Source organism: Castellaniella hirudinis (assembly GCF_042651965.1).
Lineage (GTDB): Bacteria > Pseudomonadota > Gammaproteobacteria > Burkholderiales > Burkholderiaceae_B > Castellaniella > Castellaniella hirudinis.
The window spans coordinates 147302-167441 of record NZ_JBHSDY010000002.1 but is presented as its reverse complement, the minus strand read 5'-3'; the positions used below and the strand labels follow the sequence as shown (position 1 = coordinate 167441).

At 66.2% G+C, this 20140-nt stretch carries 21 protein-coding genes; 12 read left to right on the top strand and 9 right to left on the bottom strand.

The annotated features are described in order from the left end of the window. The first annotated feature begins 96 nt into the window (after positions 1 to 96). The 3 genes from ACFO0J_RS03040 (at position 97) to ACFO0J_RS03030 (ending at position 1943) form a co-directional block, all read left to right on the top strand. Complete coding sequence (locus ACFO0J_RS03040; RefSeq protein WP_376811581.1) at positions 97 to 657, top strand: YceI family protein; 561 nt, start codon at positions 97 to 99, stop codon at positions 655 to 657. Between the two features lie 63 nt (positions 658 to 720). Continuing rightward, the gene (locus tag ACFO0J_RS03035; RefSeq protein ID WP_003803595.1) at positions 721 to 849 is read left to right on the top strand and encodes a hypothetical protein; all 129 of its coding nucleotides are present in this window, start codon (positions 721 to 723) and stop codon (positions 847 to 849) included. A gap of 131 nt (positions 850 to 980) precedes the next feature. Further along, on the top strand, positions 981 to 1943 hold the full coding sequence (locus ACFO0J_RS03030) for a glycosyltransferase family 2 protein (protein ID WP_376811580.1): 963 nt from the start codon (positions 981 to 983) through the stop codon (positions 1941 to 1943). A 4-nt stretch (positions 1944 to 1947) separates the two neighbouring features. Here ACFO0J_RS03030 and ACFO0J_RS03025 read toward each other — a convergent pair whose 3' ends face one another. Further along, entirely contained in the window at positions 1948 to 2385 is a 438-nt protein-coding gene (locus ACFO0J_RS03025) for a hypothetical protein (protein WP_376811579.1), read from the bottom strand. A 300-nt stretch (positions 2386 to 2685) separates the two neighbouring features. On the opposite strand from ACFO0J_RS03025, the gene ettA reads away from it, so the two are divergent. The 5 genes from ettA to ACFO0J_RS03000 all read left to right on the top strand — a co-directional run bounded on the left by ettA (position 2686) and on the right by ACFO0J_RS03000 (position 8318). Further along, positions 2686 to 4359 (top strand): energy-dependent translational throttle protein EttA, encoded by a 1674-nt coding sequence (gene ettA / locus ACFO0J_RS03020; RefSeq protein ID WP_376811578.1) that lies wholly within the window; start codon positions 2686 to 2688, stop codon positions 4357 to 4359. A gap of 68 nt (positions 4360 to 4427) precedes the next feature. Continuing rightward, the gene (locus ACFO0J_RS03015) at positions 4428 to 4985 is read left to right on the top strand and encodes an isochorismatase family protein (RefSeq protein ID WP_376811577.1); all 558 of its coding nucleotides are present in this window, start codon (positions 4428 to 4430) and stop codon (positions 4983 to 4985) included. Between the two features lie 147 nt (positions 4986 to 5132). Beyond that, positions 5133 to 5360, top strand: coding sequence for a glycine zipper 2TM domain-containing protein (locus tag ACFO0J_RS03010; protein ID WP_376811576.1), 228 nt, complete (start codon positions 5133 to 5135; stop codon positions 5358 to 5360). Positions 5361 to 5564: 204 nt separating this feature from the next. Continuing rightward, entirely contained in the window at positions 5565 to 7370 is a 1806-nt protein-coding gene (locus tag ACFO0J_RS03005) for an acyl-CoA dehydrogenase C-terminal domain-containing protein (protein ID WP_376811575.1), read from the top strand. 63 nt (positions 7371 to 7433) lie between these two features. After that, complete coding sequence (locus ACFO0J_RS03000) at positions 7434 to 8318, top strand: AEC family transporter (RefSeq protein ID WP_376811574.1); 885 nt, start codon at positions 7434 to 7436, stop codon at positions 8316 to 8318. A gap of 31 nt (positions 8319 to 8349) precedes the next feature. On the opposite strand, the gene minE is transcribed toward ACFO0J_RS03000, so the two are convergent. The 4 genes from minE to ACFO0J_RS02980 form a co-directional block, all read right to left on the bottom strand. Continuing rightward, positions 8350 to 8616: a cell division topological specificity factor MinE gene (minE, locus tag ACFO0J_RS02995; protein ID WP_376811573.1), complete on the bottom strand. Its 267-nt coding sequence runs from the start codon at positions 8614 to 8616 to the stop codon at positions 8350 to 8352. Between the two features lie 2 nt (positions 8617 to 8618). Continuing rightward, on the bottom strand, positions 8619 to 9434 hold the full coding sequence (minD, locus tag ACFO0J_RS02990) for a septum site-determining protein MinD (protein ID WP_376811572.1): 816 nt from the start codon (positions 9432 to 9434) through the stop codon (positions 8619 to 8621). A 128-nt stretch (positions 9435 to 9562) separates the two neighbouring features. Further along, a complete protein-coding gene (gene minC / locus ACFO0J_RS02985) occupies positions 9563 to 10393 on the bottom strand; it encodes a septum site-determining protein MinC (protein ID WP_376811571.1) in 831 nt (276 codons plus the stop codon). A gap of 20 nt (positions 10394 to 10413) precedes the next feature. Further along, entirely contained in the window at positions 10414 to 12165 is a 1752-nt protein-coding gene (locus tag ACFO0J_RS02980; RefSeq protein ID WP_376811570.1) for a glutamine--tRNA ligase/YqeY domain fusion protein, read from the bottom strand. 41 nt (positions 12166 to 12206) lie between these two features. Here ACFO0J_RS02980 and ACFO0J_RS02975 point away from each other — a divergent pair, with 41 nt between their 5' ends. From ACFO0J_RS02975 to ruvB, 4 genes are read left to right on the top strand one after another with little or no spacing between them, the layout of a single operon-like run. Further along, on the top strand, positions 12207 to 13541 hold the full coding sequence (locus ACFO0J_RS02975) for a cytochrome ubiquinol oxidase subunit I (protein WP_376811569.1): 1335 nt from the start codon (positions 12207 to 12209) through the stop codon (positions 13539 to 13541). Next, positions 13538 to 14587, top strand: a complete 1050-nt coding sequence (locus ACFO0J_RS02970) for a cytochrome d ubiquinol oxidase subunit II (RefSeq protein WP_376811568.1) — start codon at positions 13538 to 13540, stop codon at positions 14585 to 14587. Before ACFO0J_RS02975 ends, ACFO0J_RS02970 begins: the two co-directional genes overlap by 4 nt. 20 nt (positions 14588 to 14607) lie before the next feature. Continuing rightward, positions 14608 to 16362 carry a ClcB-like voltage-gated chloride channel protein gene (locus ACFO0J_RS02965; RefSeq protein WP_376811567.1) on the top strand — a complete coding sequence of 585 codons (1755 nt, stop codon included), beginning with the start codon at positions 14608 to 14610 and terminating at the stop codon, positions 16360 to 16362. A gap of 50 nt (positions 16363 to 16412) precedes the next feature. Beyond that, entirely contained in the window at positions 16413 to 17474 is a 1062-nt protein-coding gene (ruvB, locus tag ACFO0J_RS02960) for a Holliday junction branch migration DNA helicase RuvB (RefSeq protein WP_376811566.1), read from the top strand. A 73-nt stretch (positions 17475 to 17547) separates the two neighbouring features. Here the strand turns inward: ruvB and ACFO0J_RS02955 are convergent, their stop codons facing one another. The 4 genes from ACFO0J_RS02955 to ACFO0J_RS02940 form a co-directional block, all read right to left on the bottom strand. After that, positions 17548 to 17865 carry a helix-turn-helix domain-containing protein gene (locus ACFO0J_RS02955; protein WP_376811565.1) on the bottom strand — a complete coding sequence of 106 codons (318 nt, stop codon included), beginning with the start codon at positions 17863 to 17865 and terminating at the stop codon, positions 17548 to 17550. Beyond that, entirely contained in the window at positions 17862 to 18203 is a 342-nt protein-coding gene (locus ACFO0J_RS02950) for a type II toxin-antitoxin system RelE/ParE family toxin (protein ID WP_376811564.1), read from the bottom strand. The genes ACFO0J_RS02955 and ACFO0J_RS02950 overlap by 4 nt, the downstream gene beginning before the upstream one ends. Before the next feature lie 242 nt (positions 18204 to 18445). After that, positions 18446 to 19390, bottom strand: coding sequence for a hypothetical protein (locus tag ACFO0J_RS02945; RefSeq protein WP_376811563.1), 945 nt, complete (start codon positions 19388 to 19390; stop codon positions 18446 to 18448). After that, the gene (locus ACFO0J_RS02940; RefSeq protein WP_376811562.1) at positions 19380 to 20135 is read right to left on the bottom strand and encodes an SHOCT domain-containing protein; all 756 of its coding nucleotides are present in this window, start codon (positions 20133 to 20135) and stop codon (positions 19380 to 19382) included. The genes ACFO0J_RS02945 and ACFO0J_RS02940 overlap by 11 nt, the downstream gene beginning before the upstream one ends. Positions 20136 to 20140 lie beyond the last annotated feature (5 nt).

The following is a 20140-nucleotide window of genomic DNA, read 5'->3' as shown; positions in this document are numbered from 1 at the left end:
GGGCGGGGCGCGAGTCCATCGGCGCCGCCTGATCCTTACAATGGGCTGAACGTCAACGGGCCGATTCCGGCCCTCGTGGAACACCGGAGAACCGCCATGAAACGCTTGCTCGCCCTGTCCCTGTTGTGCGCCGCCCCCGTTCTGGTCCAGGCGGCCGATTACAAGACGGATGCGGACCACACCTTCATCATCTTCGAAGTCCTGCACAACGGCACGTCCACGGTGCGGGGCCGCTTCGACACGGTGGAGGGGGACGTCGCCTTCGACCGTGCGGCCAAGACGGGCCAGGCGAAGATCCGCGTCGATATGAAGTCGATCAACACGGGTTCCAAGGGCTTTGACGAGCATCTGCTGGGCGGCGACTTCTTCCAGGCCGGGCAGCACCCCGATGCCGTGTTCGAGTCCACCGCTTTCCGCTTCGAGGGCGACCTGGTGCGGGCCGTCGAGGGCAATCTGACCCTGCTGGGGCAGACCCATCCGGTCAAACTGAATGCCGTTCGTTTCAATTGCTACCAGAACAAGCGCCTGGCCCGTGAAGTCTGCGGCGGGGACTTCCGGGTGGATCTCCAGCGCAGCCAGTGGGGTATGGGATTCGGCCTGCCGGGTATCCCCGACACCGTGCGTCTGCAGATCGAAATCGAGGGTGTGCGCCAGTAAAGTGCTAAAATAGCGTGTTTTGCTTTTAAAGCCCGCCTTACACCCGTACACCAGGAGATTCACATGGCAGAAATCAAACGCACCCGGCGCAACACGCTGGAGCGCCGTTGCCTCGGCAAGGCCTTCAAGCGTCTGTTCGTGCGCGCCCCCAAGGGCGTCTTCAAGATGCTCGAAAAGGTCAAGCGCGTCTGATTGTTCGACGCCGGCCGGCCGTATTGTTTATATACAATTCGGCATCAGGGAAACCACGAACCCGACGGTTCGTGGTTTTTTTTTGCGGCTATCATGGGTCATCGAAGCTGATTGGAACGGAGCCTCACGGCATGGCTTGTTGGCGCCATCTGTTTTCCGTCATCACGCCGACCTACAACCGCGCACACACGCTGGAACGCGTGTACCGCTCGCTGCGGGAACAGTCCTTCCAGGATTTTGAATGGGTGGTGGTGGATGACGGCTCGACGGATACCACCCGGACCCTGATCCAGGGGTGGCAACAGGAAGCCAGTTTCCCGATTCGTTACGTCTGGCAACCTAATCAACACAAGAAAACAGCCTTCAACAACGGGGTGCGCCACGCCCAGGGCGAATGGCTGGTCGCCATCGACAGCGACGACGAGCTCGATCCCAACGCCCTGTATCAGATGGCCAGCGTCTGGGAACAGATCCCGCCCGCCCAGCGCAACCGCACCGTAGCGATCACCGGCCTGTGCGCGCGGCCCGATGGCCGCGTGGTGGGCGATATGTATCCCCGCGACGTGATGGATGTGTCCTCGCTGGACATGACCTTCCGCTACCACGTCCGGGGCGAGAAATTCGGCTGTTTGCGCACGGACGTGCTGCGCCAGTTTCCCTTCCCCGAGGACATCCCCGGCTTCGTGCCCGAAAGCCTGGTGTGGCGGGCGCTCGCCCGGGCCGGCTACGTGACCCGCTTCGTCAATCAGGTGTTCCGCGTGTATCACGACGACGGCAGCAATCTGTCGCGCGAAGGGCGGGCCGATGGCGGCCGGCATGCGCTCGGCCTATGGCTGCTGGCGCACGACACCGTGGCCTATTGCCTGGGCTGGTTCCGCTATCAGCCGGCTTCGTTCTTTGGCGCGGCGATCCGCTACACCCGCTTCAGCCTGCATCTGCGCGCCCAGCGGGTGGCCCGTCCTGCGGGGCGCTATCTGAACCACTGGGCGTCGCGCCTGCTGGTGGCCGTCATGTGGCCGGCCGGCGCGGCGCTGTACCTGCGTGACCGCTTGCGCGCCGCCGCCGCGCGATCCAAGCATTCAGTGGCGGCCTGACGGCCTATTCCTCTTCGTCGTCTTCGTCTTCGTCCGGGGGCGCCTCGGCTTCATGCAGATCGAAGGGCAGCAGATCTGTCAGCGTGTCGGTCCAGGCGACTTCCTCGCCGTGGGCGTCCACCTTGATGTAGCGCACGCCTTCCAGGTCGGACAACTGCACGGCCCAGAGAAATTCGCAGTCCACCGCCTGGCCGTCGCTCAGGTCCAGTCCGCCGCAATTCCCCAGGAAACGCGCCCCCGGCCCACCGGCCTGAACGCGGGGCGCGTCGCCTTCTTCGTCCTTGGGGCCCAGCGGCAGGGCGAACAGCGCCCATTCATAGCCTTCGTCGGGCTCGGCCACGATTTCAGCGATCACGGGCTTGCCCAGATAAGCGCACAGCGCATCGGCCGTGCGGCCCAGCAGATCGGCCTCGGCCGGAGTGAATGCGAGGGGGAGGGTCATGATGGGGAGTAGATCTGGAACAATGATTCTCAGCATTGTACGGTGCCGAGCTCGCCATAAGACGTCCTTCCTAGCCGGGATGGACACCTCTGACGGCGCCGGTGTTGCCAGGCGCCGGGTGCTGCCGAAGGAACGAGGCAGACCCGGGAAGCCCGAAGGGCCGCCTGGCCCTCCGGCAGAGACAGAGGTGTCTGTCCCGGTCATCGTTGGACTCGAACAGCCAGCAGTGTCCCCCCGTCCGGCCTACAATCGAAACTTTGCGCGGTTGAATCCTTCGACCCGCCTTTTCACGGTTGCGACATGGCACAGTACGTCTATTCCATGCACCGGGTCGGCAAGATCGTGCCGCCCAAGCGTCAGATTCTGCGGGACATCTCCCTGTCCTTCTTCCCCGGCGCCAAGATCGGGGTTCTGGGCCTGAACGGCTCGGGCAAATCCACCCTCCTGAAAATCATGGCCGGGGTCGACAAAGACATCGAGGGCGAAGCCGTCCCCATGGCGGGACTGCGCATCGGCTACTTGCCGCAGGAACCGCAGCTTGAGCCCGAGCACACCGTCCGCCAGGCCGTCGAGGCCGGCCTGGGCGAAGTCTTCGAGGCCCGCAAGCGCCTGGACGAGGTCTACGCCGCCTACGCCGAGCCCGATGCCGACTTCGACGCCCTGGCCGCCGAGCAGGCTGAACTCGAGGCCGTCATCGCGGCGGCCGCCACCAGCGGCAGCGACGACATCGAAACCCAGATGGAAATCGCCGCCGACGCCCTGCGCCTGCCGCCCTGGGACGCCGTCGTCGGCAAACTGTCCGGCGGTGAAAAGCGCCGCGTGGCCCTGTGCCGCCTGCTGCTGTCCAAGCCCGACATGCTGCTGCTGGACGAGCCGACCAACCACCTGGACGCCGAATCCGTCGAATGGCTGGAAGTCTTTTTGCGCCAGTTCCCCGGCACCGTCGTCGGCGTCACCCACGATCGTTACTTCCTGGACAACGCCGCCGAATGGATTCTGGAACTGGACCGGGGCCACGGCATCCCCTGGAAGGGCAACTACAGCTCCTGGCTGGAACAGAAAGAAGACCGCCTCAAGCAAGAAGAAGCCGCCGAATCCGCCCGCCAGCGCACCATCAAGAAAGAACTGGAATGGGTGCGGCAGAATCCCAAGGGCCGCCAGGCCAAGGCCAAGGCGCGCCTGGCGCGCTTCGAGGAACTGTCCTCGCACGAATACCAGAAGCGCAACGAAACCCAGGAAATCTTCATCCCCGTGGCCGAGCGCCTGGGCAACGAAGTCATCGAATTCCGCAACGTGTCCAAGTCCTTTGGCGACCGGCTGCTGATCGATGATCTCAGCTTCAAGATTCCCGCCGGGGCCATTGTCGGCATCATCGGCCCCAACGGCGCCGGTAAATCCACGCTGTTCCGCATGATCGCCGGCCAGGAAACCCCGGATTCGGGCGAAGTCGCGCTGGGCCAGACGGTCAAGCTGGCCTACGTCGACCAGTCGCGCGATTCCCTGCCCGACGACAAGACCGTCTTCGACGCCATTTCCGACGGCGCCGACCTGCTGACCGTGGGCCGCTTCGAAATGCCCGCGCGCGCCTACCTGGGCCGCTTCAACTTCAAGGGCGCGGACCAGGGCAAGCACGTCGGCAAGCTGTCGGGCGGCGAACGCGGCCGCCTGCACCTGGCCAAGACCCTGATCGCGGGCGGCAACGTCCTGCTGCTGGACGAACCGTCCAACGACCTGGACGTCGAAACCCTGCGGGCGCTGGAAGACGCCTTGCTGGAATTCGCCGGCTCCGTGCTGGTCATCAGCCACGACCGCTGGTTCCTGGATCGGATCGCCACGCACATCCTGGCTTTCGAAGGCGACTCCCAGGTCGTGTTCTTCGACGGCAATTACCAGGAATACGAGGCCGACAAGAAGGCGCGTCTGGGCGAAGAGGCCTCCCGCCCGCGCCGGATCCGCTACAAGGCTTTGAAATAAACCGGGTCGGCTCCGCTGCTGCGGCGGAGCCTTTCGGTACGGCAGGACAGACCCCCCAGGAGTGCGTCATGAAATACGTCGATGTGAACCAGGCTTTGCTGACGACCGGCGCCAGTGCGCTGCTGATCGTGGACATGCAGGAAAAACTGCTGCCGGCGATTCAGGACACGGACGCCTTGCGGGGGCGCGTGGCCCGGTTGGCCCAGGCGGCCCGCCGGCTGTCCGTCCCGGTCTGGGCCACGGAACACTGGCCGGAGAAGATCGGTGCGACCCACCCCGATCTGGCGCCTCATATCGAGCGGACCGTCTCCAAGACCCATTTCAACGCCTGCCGTGAAGCTGTTTTCCTGGAATCATGGCCGGCGGGCCGTTCCCGAGTGTTGTTGACAGGCACAGAAGCCCATATCTGCGTGTTACAAACCGGCCTGGGTCTGGCGCAGGCGGGCTACGAGCCGGTGCTGGTCACGGATTGCATCGGTTCCCGGCGCGCGTCTGACTGGGCGGCGGCCTGCGAACGCTGGCGCCGCTACGGCCTGGAGACCGTCACGTCTGAAATGGCGATCTACGAATGGCTGGAAACGCCGGCGCATCCGGCCTTTCGGGATGTGCTGGCCCTGGTGAAGTAAAGCGCGTTGTGCGCCTGATGCGGCTGTTACAAGTCACAAGGATCGACATCTTGGCTCACAGCTTTTTTGAAGATGCCCGCTTATAAAGAAGCCAGGACGCCCGACCGGGCATGAGTCACCACGCAGCACACGAGAAGGAGAATCACTATGACGATCAGGACATTCGGGAAAATCGGCGCGGCCTTGATGCTGGCGACGGCCATGGCCGGATGCTCATCCTGGGACAACATGAGCCACCGCCAGAAATCGGCCGTCACGGGCGCGGGCCTGGGCGGTGTGGCCGGGGCCGTCGTCACCGGCGGGGGCATTCTGGGCACGGTGGGCGGTGCGGCCATCGGCGGCGTCATCGGCGATCAGGTCGGCAAGAACCGCTGATCATCAGCGCATGCAGTGTCATGAGCGCCCTTCGGGGCGCTTTTTTTGCGCGTCCGGGCCTTGACTTCAAACAGGCTTCTCCCTTAAATTCAAACGATCGTTTGAATTTAGATTCGACGGCTTGAATGAACCGACCGGCGCCCGGGCGGGATTCCTGGACGGAACCGCCGGCGGCGCCCTCGAAAATCCCCTTGGAGACCGGAGATGCCTGATTACAAAGCCCCCTTGCGCGACATCCGTTTCGTGCGTGACGAGGTCCTGAACTACCCCGCCCACTATCAGTCCCTGCCGGGCTGCGAGGAGGCCACCCCCGACATGGTCGGCGCCATCCTGGAAGAGGGCGCGAAATTCTGTCAGGAAGTGCTGGCGCCCCTGAATCAGGTCGGCGACCGCGAAGGCTGCACCTGGTCGCCCGAAGGCGTCAAGACCCCGGCGGGCTTCAAGGAAGCCTATGCCCAGTACGTCGAAGGCGGCTGGCCGGCGCTGTCGCACGACACGGCCCACGGCGGCCAGGGCCTGCCCGAATCCCTGGGCATGGCCATCAGCGAATTGATGGGCGAGGCCAACTGGGCCTGGGGCATGTACCCCGGCCTGTCGCACGGCGCCATGAACACCCTGCAGGCGCACGGCACCCCAGAACAGCAGAAGACCTACCTGGAGCCCCTGGTGACCGGCCAATGGACCGGCACCATGTGCCTGACCGAACCGCATTGCGGCACCGACCTGGGCATGCTGCGCACCAAGGCCGAACCCCAGGCCGACGGCAGCTACAAGGTCAGCGGCACCAAGATTTTCATTTCCGCCGGCGAACACGACATGGCGGAAAACATCGTCCACATCGTCCTGGCCCGCCTGCCGGACGCGCCCGCCGGCACCAAGGGGATCTCCCTGTTCATCGTGCCGAAGTTCCTGACCGACGGCCAGGGCGGCCTGGGCGCGCGCAACGGCGTGTCCTGCGGCTCGATCGAGCACAAGATGGGCATCCACGGCAACGCCACCTGCGTGATGAACTTCGACGGCGCCACCGGCTTCCTGATCGGGCCGGCCAACAAGGGCCTGAACTGCATGTTCACCTTCATGAACACGGCACGCCTGGGCACCGCCATCCAGGGGCTGGCGCACGCCGAAGTCGCCCTCCAGGGCGCCTCGACCTACGCCCGCGAGCGCCTGCAGATGCGCGCTCTGAGCGGCCCGAAGTTCCCGGACCAGCCGGCCGACCCCATCATCGTGCACCCCGACGTGCGCCGCATGCTGCTGACGATCAAGTCCTACGCCGAGGGCAACCGCGCGCTGCTGTACTACGCCGCGCAGCAAGTGGACATCATGCAGCACAGCCAGGACGCCGCCGCGCGTGAACAGGCCGACAAGCTGCTGGGTTTCCTGACCCCGATCGCCAAGGCCTTCATGACCGAGACCGGCTTCGAGGCGGCCAATCTGGGCGTCCAGGTCTTCGGCGGCCACGGCTACATCTCCGAGCACGGCATGGAACAGAACGTGCGCGACAGCCGCATCTCGATGCTGTACGAAGGCACGACCGGCGTCCAGGCGCTGGACCTGCTGGGCCGCAAGGTGCTGATGACCCAGGGCGAGCCGCTGCGCATCTTTACCAAGGTCGTGCACAAGTTCTGCAAGGCCAACAGCGGCAACCGCGCGATCTCCGAACTGGTGAAGCCCCTGGCCGAACTGAACAAGGAATGGGGCGACCTGACCCTGAAGATCGGCATGAAGGCCATGACCAACCGCGAGGCGGTGGGCGCGGCGTCCGTGGACTACCTGATGTATTCGGGCTACGTGACGCTGGCCTATTTCTGGGCCGACATGGCGCGCGTCGCGGCCGAGAAGCTGGCGGCGGGCGAGGGCGACAAGGCCTTCTACCAGGCCAAGCTGCACACGGCGCGCTTCTACTTCACCCGCATCCTGCCTCGCACCCGCGCGCACGTGGAGGCCATCAAGGCCGGTCCCGACGTGCTGATGGATCTGCCTGCCGGGGACTTTGCGCTGGGGTATTGATCCAGGAACAGAAGGCGGGGCGCTGTACACTCTGGGCTGCCGCCGTCAATCCCCGCCTTCTTCATGTTCCTGACCCTGCTGAATATCGTCCTGCCCGTCTTCGCCGTGGCGGTCCTGGGTTTTGCCTTTGGCCGCCGCCAGGCGCGCACGCCGGACATGGCGTTCATCAACCACGCCAATGTGATGGTGTTCTGTCCGGCGCTGGTGTTTTCTGCGCTGCTGGACAATCCCGTCGACCTGGCGCGCGGCTGGCCGCTGATGGCCGCCGGGGTATTGGTCATCGTCGTGCCGGGCCTGCTGCTGGCGCTGGTGCGTGCGCCGGGGGTGTCCCGCCCCGCCTTCCTGGTGCCGGGGATGTTCCGCAATACCGGCAACATCGGCATCCCGCTGATGATGCTGGCCTACGGCAAGGACCTGCTGGGCGACATCGTCGTGCTGTTCGTGCTGTCGAACCTGCTGCACTTTTCTCTGGGGCTGTCCTTGCTGTCGCGCGGCGGCAGCCGCTGGATGTGGCTGCGCAATCCGAACATCTGGGCGGCCCTGCTGGGCGTGGCCCTGGCGCCGCACCGGGAATGGATTCCGCCCTTCGTGACGACCACGCTGGACCTGACCGGGCAGATCGCGATTCCGCTGATGCTGTTCGGCCTGGGCGTGCGCCTGTCCCAGGACAAGATCGAGCAACTGGGCCTGGCCCTGCGCATCAATCTGCTGTATCTGCTGGCGGGCCTGCTGACGCTGCCCATCGTGCTGTGGCTGCTGCCCCTGACGCCGGAATGGGCGCGCATGGTGGCCTTGTCGGTGATGTTGCCGCCGGCGGTGCTGAATTATCTGCTGTGTGAACAGTATCGCGTGGAACCCAAGACCGTGGCCAGCGTGGTGCTGCTGGGCAATGTGCTGTCCGTGGCGACGATTCCGCTGGTGGTGTGGGCGACGTTGACGTGGATTTGATGTGGGTCGGCCTACGGCCGCCCCGCATCATTTAATTCCGCGTTTCGGGTTGCGGCATCTCGATCTTGACCTCGAGCACTTCCAGGGAATCCTGGCGGTCCAGGTTGACTTTGATGTCGTCGGGGTTGATCTGCACGTATTTCGAGATCACCGCGATCAGTTCCTTTTGCATTTGCGGCAGGAAATCGGGCGCGTTGCGGCCGCTGCCGCGCTCGTTGATCAGGATCAGTTGCAGGCGGTCCTTGGCGACGCTGGCCGAGGTCTTTTTGCTTCCGCGCAGGAAATCCAGGAACGACATGCTTATTTACCCCCGAACAGGCGCTTGAACAGGCCAGGTTTCTCGTAGTCGACGAAGCGCAGGGGCTTTTCTTCGCCCAGGTAGCGGTCCACCACGTCCTGGTAGGCCAGGGCGACGTCAGAGTCGCGGATGTGGATGGCCGGGATGCCCTGGTTGGACGCTTGCAGCACGGTTTCCGATTCCGGGATCACGCCGATCAGGCGGATGCGCAGGATGTCCTCGATGTCGTTCAAGGACAGCATTTCGCCGTCGGCCACGCGCTTGGCGTTGTAGCGGGTCAGCAGCAGGTGTTCCTTGATCGGCTCGTCGCCTTTTTCGGCGCGGCGGGACTTGGCCGACAGAATGCCCAGGATGCGGTCGGAGTCGCGCACCGAGGAGACCTCGGGGTTGGTGACCACCAGCGCGTCGTCGGCAAAATAAGACGCCATCACCGCGCCGGTCTCGATCCCTGCGGGGGAGTCGCAGACGATGTAGTCGAAGTCCATGGCGGCCAGGTCGGTCAGGACCTTTTCCACGCCGTCGCGCGTCAGCGCGTCCTTGTCGCGCGTCTGGGACGCCGGCAGGATGTACAGGTTTTCCAGTTGCTTGTCGCGGATCAGCGCCTGGTTCAGCGTGGCTTCGCCCTGGATGACGTTGACGAAGTCATAGACCACACGGCGTTCGCAGCCCATGATCAGGTCCAGGTTGCGCAGGCCGACGTCGAAGTCGATCACGACCGTCTTGTGACCACGCATGGCCAAACCGGCCGAAAAGCTCGCACTGGTGGTGGTTTTGCCCACCCCCCCCTTGCCGGAGGTGACTACAACGATGCGCGCCATGGTGACTGTGTTCCCCTGTTCGAAAAATTCATGACATCGTAAAGCAAAAACCCCCGCGAAGGCCGTCAGGCCGCAGGCGGGGCGTGTCCGGATGTGACGGGATGTCCGTTGCTGGGCGGACAGATCCGTCAGGTATTGTGCTGCAGCGCCCGGATGCGCAGCGTATCGCCGTCGAGCTCGATCTGGGCAGGACGGTTGTGCAGCGTTTCGGGCAGGCGGGTCTCGACCACCCGGTAGACCCCGGCGATGGCCAGCAGTTCCGGGTCGAGCTGGGTGGTCAGGATCATGGCGCGCGTGTTGCCGCGTGCGCCGGCCATGGCCTTGCCGCGCAGCGGGCCGTAGACGTGGATGTGGCCGTCGGCGATGACTTCGGCGCCCTGGCTGACCATGCCCATGACGATCAGGTCGCCGCCGCGCGCGTAGATGCGCTGGCCCGAGCGCAGCGGGTGGCGGATCACCAGCGTTTCCGCAGAGGTGCCGGCGTCGGCGGGCGGGGCGGTTTCATCCGCGGCGGGGGCGGCCTTGGCGCTCGGGCCGGGCCGGGCGCGGGCTGCGGGGGCGGTTTCCTGGGGCGCGGCGTCCGGCATCCGGGGCGTATCCGGCGCCTGGGCGGCCTGGGCCGGCGCGGCGGCGCGGCCTGCCGGCTGGCGGCTGGCGGAGATGTCCAGGGGCGCCAGGCCGGCCCGGTGGGCCGAATCCAGCAGGGCTTCGGGCGCGCGCACGCCGATCGGGTGCAGATGGTGGCGGCGCAGGGCGTCGGCCAGCGTCTGCCAGTCGGGCGCCTGCTCCAGACCCTGGGCGTCGAGCACCACGGGCTCGTTTTCGTAGAAGGCGCCGGCCTCTTGCATGCGCTGATCCAGCGCCCGGGTCAACTCGGCGGTGTCGGCCGTGTGCAGCACGGCCCGCAGGACGTGCAGGGAGGCGCTCTTGAAATCCAGGGCAGCGGTGGTCTTGGCCATGTCTTTGGGGTTCCTTCCGCTCAGGCCCAGGTGTCGCGCAGCGTGACGGCGCGGTTGATCACCGGACGTTCGGGCGTGGAGTCCTCGCGGTCGGCGACGAAATAGCCCAGCCGCTCGAATTGCCAGGTCGCGCCGGGTTCGGCCTGCGTGCCCGGTTCCAGCCAGGCGTTCACGATCCGGCAGGACTCGGGGTTGATCGCCTGCAGGAAGTCGCGATCGCCGCTGTCGGGATGCGGTTCGGTGAACAGGCGGTCGTACAGGCGGATCTCGGCGGGCACGGCGTGGGCCGCGCTGACCCAGGTGACGGTGCCCTTGACCTTGACGCTGTCGGCGCCCGGGGTGCCGCTGCGGGTTTCGGGCAGGTATTCGGCGTGGACTTCGACGATCTCGCCTTGTTCGTTCTTGACGCAGCCGGTGCAGCGCACGACGTAGCCGTATTTCAGGCGCACCAGATTGCCCGGGAACAGGCGGAAGTATTTCTTGGGCGGGTCTTCGCGGAAGTCGTCGCGCTCGATCCAGAGTTCGCGCGTGAAGGGGAAGCTGCGCCGGGCGCCGTCAGGTTCGTGCGGGTTGAGCGGGGCCGAGCAGGGTTCCTCGTGGTTTTCCGGGAAGTTCGTGATGATGAGCTTGACCGGGTCGAGCACGGCCACGGCGCGGGCGGCGACGGGGTCCAGGTCGTCGCGCAGCGCGGCTTCGAGGATGCTGTAGTCGATGCGGGAGTCGGCCTTGGACACGCCCAGGCGCTCGCAGAACAGGCGGATGGCGCCGGGTGTGTAGCCCCGGCGGCGCAGGCCCGCCAGGGTGGGCATGCGCGGGTCGTCCCAGCCTTGCACGTGGCCGTCGAAGACCAGTTGGCGCAGTTTGCGCTTGCTGGTCACGACGTAACTGAGGTGCAGCCGGGCGAATTCATGCTGGCGCGGCAGGGGCGCAGCCAGTTGGCCCAGTTCGGCCAGGCGTTCCAGGATCCAGTCGTAGAAGGGGCGCTGGTCCTCGAATTCGAGCGTGCAGATGCTGTGCGTGATGCCTTCCAGCGCATCCTCGACCGGGTGCGCCCAGGAATACATGGGATAGATGCACCAGGTGTCGCCGGTGCGGTGGTGGGTCGCGTGGCGGATGCGGTACAGCACCGGGTCGCGCAGATTGATGTTGGGCGAGGCCATGTCGATGCGCGCGCGCAGGGCCATGCGGCCGTCCGGGAATTTGCCGTCGCGCATGTCGCGCAGCAGCGCCAGGGATTCGGCGGCGGGGCGATCGCGCCAGGGCGAGTTCGTGCCCGGCTCGGTCAGCGTGCCGCGCGTGGCGCGCATGTCGTCGGCCGATTGCTCGTCCACGTAGGCGTAGCCGGCCTCCACCAGCGCCTCGGCGAAGCGGTACAGGGTTTCGAAGTAGTCGCTGGCGTAGAAGCAGTGCTCGGTGCCGCCCTGCGTCCAGTCAAAACCCAGCCAGCGCACCATGTCGATGATGGCGTGGACGTATTCGTCTTCTTCCTTTTCGGGGTTGGTGTCGTCGAAACGCAGGTGGCAGATGCCCTGGTAGTCGCGCGCCAGGCCGAAGTTCAGGCAGATGCTCTTGGCGTGGCCGATGTGCAGATAGCCGTTGGGTTCAGGCGGAAAGCGGGTGCGGATGCGGGCCGGGTCGGGTGCGCCGGCGCGGCGGACCTCGGCCGGGCTGGGCGGCAGCGCCCATTGCCGGTCCTGGTAGCGGCCGGCTTTCAGGTCGTTGTCGATGATGGTGCGCAGGAAATTGGAGACTGGCGCTGAATCGGTGGTCATGGTGCGGGGATGGGAGACGTTCATATAAACTAGCGCACATTATGACGCAAACCGCATGGGTTCTGTCACTGTCCCAGTTTTACCTGAGCTTGGGATTCGTGCTGTTCTTCCTGGCGCTGGAACTGGGCCTGGCCTGGGTCTTGTTCGGCTTCCGGCTGCTGGCCGGCCGCAGCCAGGCGGCGCTGCTCGCCTATCGTTTCTGGGCGCGCGTGTTCGCCCTGTCCCTGATTCTGGGTTTTGCCGCCAGTCTGCCGCTGCTGCTGCAATTGGGCACGCTGTGGCCGGGCTTCATGGACCGGGCCGGCGAGGTCGCCGGGCCGCTGGTGGGCATGGCGGTGCTGACCGCCTTCATCTTCAAATCCTGCTTTCTGGGGGCCATGCTGTATGGTCAGCGGACCCTGTCCGACCGGGCCCACACGCTGGTGGTGGGCATGGTGGCGGTGGGCACGTCCCTGACGGCCTGGTGGATCGCGGTGCTGCTGGCCTGGCTGCAGTGGCCGGCGGGCGCGGTCCTGTCCGAGGGCCGCTATCAGGTGGCGGACTGGCTGGAATTGCTGGGCGGCGGTGTGGCGCCCGCGCTGTTCGGCATGCTGCTGTGCGGCGGCTTGCTGCTGGCGGCGACGCTGATGCTGGCCGTGACCGCCTGGCGCACCGAGGTCCGCCCCAGCGATGCAGGCGACCGCAGCGTCTATGCCTGGGGCCTGCGGCTGGTGTTGCTGGCGCTGGTGCTGCAGGCCGTGCTGGCTGCCGTGCTGGCGCGTGAGCTGCTGTCCTTGCAGCCGGCGCGCGTGGCGGCCGTGGTGCCGCAATGGACCAGCGGCGCACCGGAACACCTGTCCCTGGCCGCCTGGCCGGACGAATCCCGGGGGCGTGAAGCCTGGCGCCTGGCGGGACCGTCCGACTGGCCCGAGTGGGTGCGGCTGCCCGCCGAAGGCCCGCTGCGGGGATTGAGCGATCTGTCGGGTATCCGGCCGCCTTTGCTGGCCACCTATCTGTCGGCGCGGCTGGCCGTGCTGCTGACCGGTGTGCTGGCTGCGATGGCGGCCTGGGCGCTGTGGCGGGGCCGCCGTCTGGGCCATGAGCCCGATAGCCTGTCGCGGGCCGGCCGCATCGGCCTGCGGACCATGGCCTGGCTGGCCGTGATCCTGCAGGCGGCGGGCTGGGGGCATCTGCTGATCGGCAACCTGCCGTACGCCATCCAGGGCACGGTCTCGCTGCGCGAGATCGGCACGAGCGCAAGCGAGGGGGCGCTGTGGGCCGTCCTGGCCCTGCAGCTCGTGGTCTATGGCGCCTTGGCCGTGGGCTTTCATCAGTTGCTGCGCTACGCCACCCGCTACGGCGTGGTGCCGGTGGCGCGTCACCGGGGGCGCGCATGATCGATTCTCTGGCGGCCTTGCTGGGCCTGGGCGCCCAGGACCCGGCCTTCTGGATTCCCCTGGCGCTGATCGTCGTGTTTTTCGCCATCGTCGTGGCGGGCGTGCTGCTGGACGGTTTCGACATCGGTGTGGGCTGCGTGTCCCTGGTGGCGCCGCCCACGCTGCGGCCGCGCATGCTGTCGCTGCTGGGACCCTGGCGCGATGCCAATGAATTCTGGGTGTTCCTGGGGGTCGGGTTGTTTGCCGTGGCCTTTCCCTACGCCTGGCCGCAGACCCTGGGACGCCTGTACCTGCCGCTGTCGCTGCTGGCCCTGGGCACGATGCTGCGCTCGGTCTGCTTTGAGTGGCGCCTGCGGGCGCCGCCCGAACATCAAGGCCGCTGGCAGTTCGGCTTTGGCGCGGGGGCCGTGCTGGTCGCGTTTTCCCATGGCTACATCCTGGCGCGGGTGGCGGTGGCCTATCAGCCGGGCGGGGGCAATACCGGCTTTGCTGTGCTGATGGGCGGCTGCGCCGTAGCGGTCTACAGCCTGCTGGGCGCCGCCTGGCTGATGATGCGCGAGGCGGGCGAATTGCGCGTGCGCGCCGTAGGCTGGGCGCGCCGCACCCTGCGCTGGAGCGCCGTGGGCGCCATCGGCGTATCGGTGGTGCTGGATTTCTCCAACGCCGGGGTGTTCCTGAAGTGGGGCGACGGCTCGCACTGGCTGGCGGTGGGCCTGGTCTGGGGCGCTTTGCTGGTGTGCTTCGTCCTGACGGAAATGACGCTGCAGCGCATGATCAGCCATAGCTACCGCGCCTCGGCCCTGCCGTATGCCCTGGTGCTGGTGATCGTCCTGACCGTGCTGGGCGGCCTGGCCTACAGCTTCTTCCCCTATCTGGTGCTGGACGAGATCACGCTATGGGACGCCGCCGCGCCCGTGGCGACGCTGCGGCTGGCCCTGTCCGCCGTCGTGATCGCGCTGCCGGTGGCGCTGATCTTCAATCTCTGGGTGTACTGGCGCATGCTGGGCCGGTCGCGGCCGCCCAGTCCGCCGGATTTCAGGCCCTAGGGTCGGGTTCTGGAGCGCGCATGCGGGGGCCTGACCTGCACCTTCGAGCCGATGGCGCGGTCGCCATGCTGTGCTGGGCGGCCCTGGCCGGCGTCGGCGGCGCTGCGGTGACCATTGCCTTTCATGCCGGGATTCACGGCGTCCAGTGGCTGTTTGCCGGGCATTCCGGGGCCATCACCCAGGTGATGCGCGATCTGCCCTGGTGGCTGCGCCTGCTGGCGCCCGCCGTCGGCGGCCTGTGCGCCGGAGGGTTGCTGGTCGCGGCCCGTCGCGTGTCGCGTGACGCGCATTCCGATTACATGGAGGCCGTGGCCATCGGCGATGGGCGGATGTCCGTGCGCCAGGGCCTGCTGCGTTCCCTGTCCTCGCTGTGTACGGTCGCTACGGGCGGCTCCATCGGCCGCGAGGGCGCCATGGTGCATCTGGCCGCCCTGTGGGCTTCGGTGCTGGGGCGGCTGCTGCACGCGGGCACCGCGCATCTGCGCCTGCTGGTGGCCTGCGGGGCGGCGGCCGGGGTGTCGGCGGCCTACGGCGCGCCCATTGCCGGCGCCGTGTTCGTGGGCGAGATCATTCTTGGTTCCATGTCTTTCCAGAATTTCGGCCCGCTGCTGGTCGCCGCCGCCGTATCGAACCTGGTCATGCGGCTGAGCGGCCACTATGCGGCGCTGTATGCCATGCCCGGCCTGGAGGCGGTGCCGGCGAACCTGCTGCTGCCTAGTCTGGCCCTAGGCGTCCTGGCCGGGGTGGGGGCGCCGCAGTTTTTGCGCTGCATCCACGGGGTGAAGTCGCTGTTCGGCCGCACCGGCCTGCCGTTGCCCCTGAGCCTGGCTTTGGGCGGCTTGCTGTTGGGGGGCGTGCTGATCGGCATGCCGCAGATGGCGGGCAATGGCTATAGCGTGGTCGTGTCCCTGCTGCACCAGCCCGAGGCCTGGCAGATGGTGCTGTGGATCCTGTTGTGCAAGGTGCTGGCGACGGCGCTGACGGCCGGATCGGGCGCCGTGGGCGGGGTGTTCACGCCGACGCTGTTCGTCGGCGCGGCCTTGGGCACGCTGTTCGCCCAGGGCCTGGGGGCCGTCTGGCCCGAGCTGGCGGGCCACGGCACGGTCCTGACCCTGGTGGGCATGGGGGCCTTTCTGGCGGCGGCGACCAGCGCGCCTTTCATGGCGATCCTGATGATCTTCGAGATGACGCTCAGCTACCAGATGGTGCTGCCGCTGGTGCTGGCCTGCGTGGCCGCGTATTTCGTGTCGCGCGGCCTGGCCCAGGCGGTGATGTATCAGGTCACCCTGCATCACGAAGACAATCAGGCGCTGCGCCAGCGCCTGCGCCATGCCCGGCTGGACAGCCTGATGCGTCCGGCGGAAACGGTGATCCGTACGGATGCGCCGGTGCGCCAGGCGCAGGAAATGTTCCTGGACTATCCGGTGAAGTACCTGTACGTGACCGACGCCGAGGATGCCTGGCAGGGGGTGATCGCCCAGCAGGACCTGACCCGCATGATGCTGGGCGAGGTCGACGTGCAGTCCAAGACCTGCGGCGAGGTGCTGCGCCTGGACTTCGTCAAGCCCTTGTATCCCGATCTGAGCCTGGACGAGGCGCAGGCGCAGTTCAGCGCCTTCCAGGGGGAACGGCTGCCGGTGGTCAGCCGCGACCGGCCCGCCCGGCTGCTGGGGGTGGTGTACAAGTCCGACCTGCTGGAACGTTATTCGCAGTTGAAGCGGGCACTGGACGGGGACGCGGATTTCGTGCTGTCGCCGCGCAGGGGGCGCCCGTGATGGCATAATCCCGGTACAGTCCTGATACTGGATATCAACACAGTCTTTTCATGGTCATCCAAGCTGATTCCCTCTCGGCCCGCCCGCCCGAACCCCGTCTGGTGACGCCGGACGTGGCCTCGCGCGCCGAAGACTCCGTCGAGCGCGCCCTGCGGCCCAAGTCCCTGGGCGACTACGTCGGCCAGAAACGGGTGCGCGAACAACTGGACATCTTCATCGCGGCGGCCCGCCAGCGTGGTGAATCGCTGGACCACGTGCTGCTGTTCGGCCCGCCGGGCCTGGGCAAGACGACGCTGGCGCACATCGTGGCCCATGAAATGGGCGTGCAGTTGCGCCAGACCTCCGGCCCGGTGCTGGAACGCCCGGGCGACCTGGCCGCCATGCTGACCAATCTGGAACGCAACGACGTCCTGTTCATCGATGAGATCCACCGCCTGTCCCCGGTGGTCGAGGAAATCCTTTATCCCGCGCTGGAAGACTTCCAGATCGACATCCTGATCGGCGAAGGCCCCGCCGCCCGCAGCGTCAAGATCGACCTGCAGCCTTTCACCCTGGTGGGTGCGACCACGCGCGCCGGCATGCTGACCAACCCGCTGCGCGATCGCTTCGGCATCGTCTCGCGGCTGGAGTTCTATTCGGCCGACGAACTGGCCCACATCGTGCAGCGCAGCGCCGGCCTGCTGGGTGCGGACGCCACCGAGGACGGCGCCGCCGAAATCGCCCGCCGTTCGCGCGGCACGCCCCGCATCGCCAACCGCCTGCTGCGCCGGGTGCGCGACTATGCCGACGTGCGCGCGGGCGGACGCATCGACACCGCCACCGCCCAGGCGGCGCTGGCCATGCTCGAAGTCGACCCCCAGGGCCTGGACCTGATGGACCGCAAACTGCTCGAAGCCATCGTGCACAAATTCGACGGCGGTCCCGTCGGGGTGGACAGCCTGGCCGCCGCCATCGGCGAAGAGCGCGACACCATCGAGGACGTCATCGAACCCTACCTGATCCAGCACGGCTACCTGCAGCGCACCCCGCGCGGCCGCATGGCCACGCGCCGCTGCTGGGAACACCTGGGCCTGAAGGCCCCCGCCGCCGGAGGCGGGGGAGAGTTGTTTTAGGAAGCTTTATAGTCAGATGCGCAGAACGCGAGCGACAGAGTCACGTGCGCAGAGGTTCGCGTGCACGGCTTGTTCAAAGGGTGGCGAGCCGGTCAACGGTGTCCGGATAACGTTCTACCAGCCGGATCAACAGCGCGGCTTGGGCGTTGGGCTTGGCGCGCCCCTGTTCCCAGTTTTCCAGTGTGCGCGGATTGGTGCGCAAGTAGCGCGCGAATACGCCACGCGACAGGTTCAAGCGCTGGCGCAGCCTGGTCAGCTCGTCCGCAGTGATTTCAAGTGCAGGACCCACGTCGATGACGTGGCGGCGCAAGGTGACTTTCCCCGTGCGCTCGGCCGCCAGGGCCTCGAATCCTTCCGTCAGTTCGGCAAACAGGTTTCGCTTGTTCGTCATGGGCCGCGTGCCTTCAGTTCGTTGTGCAGCAGGGTGGACAAGAGCGCACGTTCTTGGGCGGACAGATCGTTCATTTCATCTTTGTCATACACAGTGAATAGCCAGAACTGCCGGCCTGCGGTCCAGGGGTAGTAGATCACGCGCAAGCCACCCCGTTTACCTTTGCCGCGACGCGCGTCGAGGAATCGGATTTTTCGCAGCCCGCCAGTTCCAGGGATGACATCACCTGCGTACGGCTGCTGAAGCAGAATGGATTGCAGACTGCGAAAAGCGGAGTCGTCCAGGTATCGTTCACAGTGTCTTTGGAACGCAGGCAGCTCGATGAAAATGGCCTTCATCGCTATTCTATCCGTTAATTGCGTATAGATGAAGAAAAGCTGCTGTGCTGCGTGTCACCAGGCAGGTTGCGCGGTTTGGGTAGGCGCGTGCAGGCATGGCCGGAGTCCAGTAGAGATGGGCGGCCATTGTGAGTCAGGCGTATCGACTTCGCCAGACTGGAAAATCCGGACGGATCAAAATGTCCTGGCGGGTCTTGGGTACGCAACGGACCTGGCTTCGAGACCCCGGCTTCAAGGTCCGTCTAGAACTCCAGTTCCTCGAAACGAACGGCCTTCAGGCGGTCTTTTTCGAACTGGAACAGGGGCATGACGGCGCCGTTGGCGTCTCCGCATAGGGGGATGACCAGTTGCGGGGCGGTCTTGACTGAGCCGCCGTCGGTGTCGTCGGGATCGTAGGGCGTGCCGTAGCGCCGCAGTGCAGCCACGGTCTCGGTTCGGGATGCGCCGATCTTGAAGCCTGCAGGCAGATAGCGGGCGGGATCGGTGGCTTTGGCCAGGAAATCCATGTCGCCGAACAGCGGGACGCCTTTCAGGGGCAGGCAGGTGTCCAGGTTTTGCAGCGTTCCCAATGAAAAGCTGTACAGGATGGCGTGGTCGGCCGGCGGGGGATCGTCCGGCTGGTTTTCGGGGGCCAGCGCGTCGGGCAGGATGCCGGTGTAGCGCAGCACCAGACCGCCGTCGTTGAGGTACAGCCCTTGTTTTTTAGGGTCGTCGCTGCTCGGGACCGCCCCGTCGCTGGCGCCCAGGTCGGTCAGGGTGGGTTCGTCCTGGTCGAAGTCGACGAGCAGGTAGCCCATCACCCCGTAGTGGGGCGGTTGCAGATAGCGTTCCAGCACGACGTAGCCGCCGCGTTGGCCCGTCACCTGCGGACAGCCCAGGTTGCGGTCGATGATGCCGTCCTTCAGCAAGTCGGTTTCGTGCGGGTCATCCGGGCCGCGGGGTTGGCGGTATAGCTCCTGGCCGTCCAGTCTCAGCACCTGGAGGTTGTTTGTTGCAGTGCTGGATTCGCATTCGAACACGCCTTTTGGGGTATCCACGCGCATGGAGTCGGCCATGGCCGGGCCGGGCAGGACGGCGAACCAGCCGGCGGCCAGCAGGGCCGCCAGGGCGGAGGGCAGGGGGCGCAGCCGTTGACGTGACGACGGGCCGGCTTCGCAAGCCACGTCCAGAAGACGATCACAGTTCATCCAGGATCTCCTGCTTGCGGGATTCATAGTCCTGCGCGCTGATCAGGCCCTGGTCGCGCAGCGCTTTCAATTGTCGCAGGCGGGAAGCCGCGTCGCCACCGGTGGATGATGATGTGCCGCCTGACGAGGTGATGGTGTGGCTGCGCAGGTCGAAGGTCGCGGGTGAGCCGGCGCCTTTTTTCATCTTTTGGGTAAAGGCGGCGATGAGATCGTCCGTCGAGACACGTCCGCCGAATCCCGCGCTGATCCCTGCGGCAAGGCCTCCGGTCGGATTCTCGTCCTGATGACGCCTGGAACACAGATACAGCAGCGTCAGCAGGACCCAGGCGCCCGTGCCGTAGATCAGGGTGGAGACGCCGATGGCCCGGAGCGTGACCTCCTGGAGGCGGCCTTCGCGTTCGCAGCGAATCGTGTGGGCCATCCCGCTTTGCCCGGGTTTGTAGGAATAGTTCCGGGATGAAATGTCCATGTCGCCGTCGCACAGCACCGGGGCCGCCACGGTCAGCAAGGGCGGATGAAGCGCCCCGCCGGCCGAGGCGATCATCAGGCCGATGAACAGGCCCACGGGGATCCGGAACCATTGGTAGCCGAGCAGCCGGGACAGGAACTGATTGCGGATGGAAAAGAGCGCCGACAGGCCGGGGATGCGGCGGCGCAGGAAGAACAGGATCACGACGGGGAGGGCCAGGGGCAGGACGATGCCCAGGATCGTGATGCCGGCGGCGATACTGCTTTCATCGTTCATGGGGC

What these genes read in the sequence shown, in the direction of transcription:
- ACFO0J_RS03040 (WP_376811581.1), top strand. Translation starts at nt 97, where the DNA reads ATGAAACGCTTGCTCGCCCTGTCCCTGTTGTGCGCCGCCCCCGTTCTG.
- ACFO0J_RS03035 (WP_003803595.1), top strand. Translation starts at nt 721, where the DNA reads ATGGCAGAAATCAAACGCACCCGGCGCAACACGCTGGAGCGCCGTTGC.
- ACFO0J_RS03030 (WP_376811580.1), top strand. Translation starts at nt 981, where the DNA reads ATGGCTTGTTGGCGCCATCTGTTTTCCGTCATCACGCCGACCTACAAC.
- ACFO0J_RS03025 (WP_376811579.1), bottom strand. Translation starts at nt 2,385, where the DNA reads ATGACCCTCCCCCTCGCATTCACTCCGGCCGAGGCCGATCTGCTGGGC.
- ettA (WP_376811578.1), top strand. Translation starts at nt 2,686, where the DNA reads ATGGCACAGTACGTCTATTCCATGCACCGGGTCGGCAAGATCGTGCCG.
- ACFO0J_RS03015 (WP_376811577.1), top strand. Translation starts at nt 4,428, where the DNA reads ATGAAATACGTCGATGTGAACCAGGCTTTGCTGACGACCGGCGCCAGT.
- ACFO0J_RS03010 (WP_376811576.1), top strand. Translation starts at nt 5,133, where the DNA reads ATGACGATCAGGACATTCGGGAAAATCGGCGCGGCCTTGATGCTGGCG.
- ACFO0J_RS03005 (WP_376811575.1), top strand. Translation starts at nt 5,565, where the DNA reads ATGCCTGATTACAAAGCCCCCTTGCGCGACATCCGTTTCGTGCGTGAC.
- ACFO0J_RS03000 (WP_376811574.1), top strand. Translation starts at nt 7,434, where the DNA reads ATGTTCCTGACCCTGCTGAATATCGTCCTGCCCGTCTTCGCCGTGGCG.
- minE (WP_376811573.1), bottom strand. Translation starts at nt 8,616, where the DNA reads ATGTCGTTCCTGGATTTCCTGCGCGGAAGCAAAAAGACCTCGGCCAGC.
- minD (WP_376811572.1), bottom strand. Translation starts at nt 9,434, where the DNA reads ATGGCGCGCATCGTTGTAGTCACCTCCGGCAAGGGGGGGGTGGGCAAA.
- minC (WP_376811571.1), bottom strand. Translation starts at nt 10,393, where the DNA reads ATGGCCAAGACCACCGCTGCCCTGGATTTCAAGAGCGCCTCCCTGCAC.
- ACFO0J_RS02980 (WP_376811570.1), bottom strand. Translation starts at nt 12,165, where the DNA reads ATGACCACCGATTCAGCGCCAGTCTCCAATTTCCTGCGCACCATCATC.
- ACFO0J_RS02975 (WP_376811569.1), top strand. Translation starts at nt 12,207, where the DNA reads ATGACGCAAACCGCATGGGTTCTGTCACTGTCCCAGTTTTACCTGAGC.
- ACFO0J_RS02970 (WP_376811568.1), top strand. Translation starts at nt 13,538, where the DNA reads ATGATCGATTCTCTGGCGGCCTTGCTGGGCCTGGGCGCCCAGGACCCG.
- ACFO0J_RS02965 (WP_376811567.1), top strand. Translation starts at nt 14,608, where the DNA reads ATGCGGGGGCCTGACCTGCACCTTCGAGCCGATGGCGCGGTCGCCATG.
- ruvB (WP_376811566.1), top strand. Translation starts at nt 16,413, where the DNA reads ATGGTCATCCAAGCTGATTCCCTCTCGGCCCGCCCGCCCGAACCCCGT.
- ACFO0J_RS02955 (WP_376811565.1), bottom strand. Translation starts at nt 17,865, where the DNA reads ATGACGAACAAGCGAAACCTGTTTGCCGAACTGACGGAAGGATTCGAG.
- ACFO0J_RS02950 (WP_376811564.1), bottom strand. Translation starts at nt 18,203, where the DNA reads ATGAAGGCCATTTTCATCGAGCTGCCTGCGTTCCAAAGACACTGTGAA.
- ACFO0J_RS02945 (WP_376811563.1), bottom strand. Translation starts at nt 19,390, where the DNA reads ATGAACTGTGATCGTCTTCTGGACGTGGCTTGCGAAGCCGGCCCGTCG.
- ACFO0J_RS02940 (WP_376811562.1), bottom strand. Translation starts at nt 20,135, where the DNA reads ATGAACGATGAAAGCAGTATCGCCGCCGGCATCACGATCCTGGGCATC.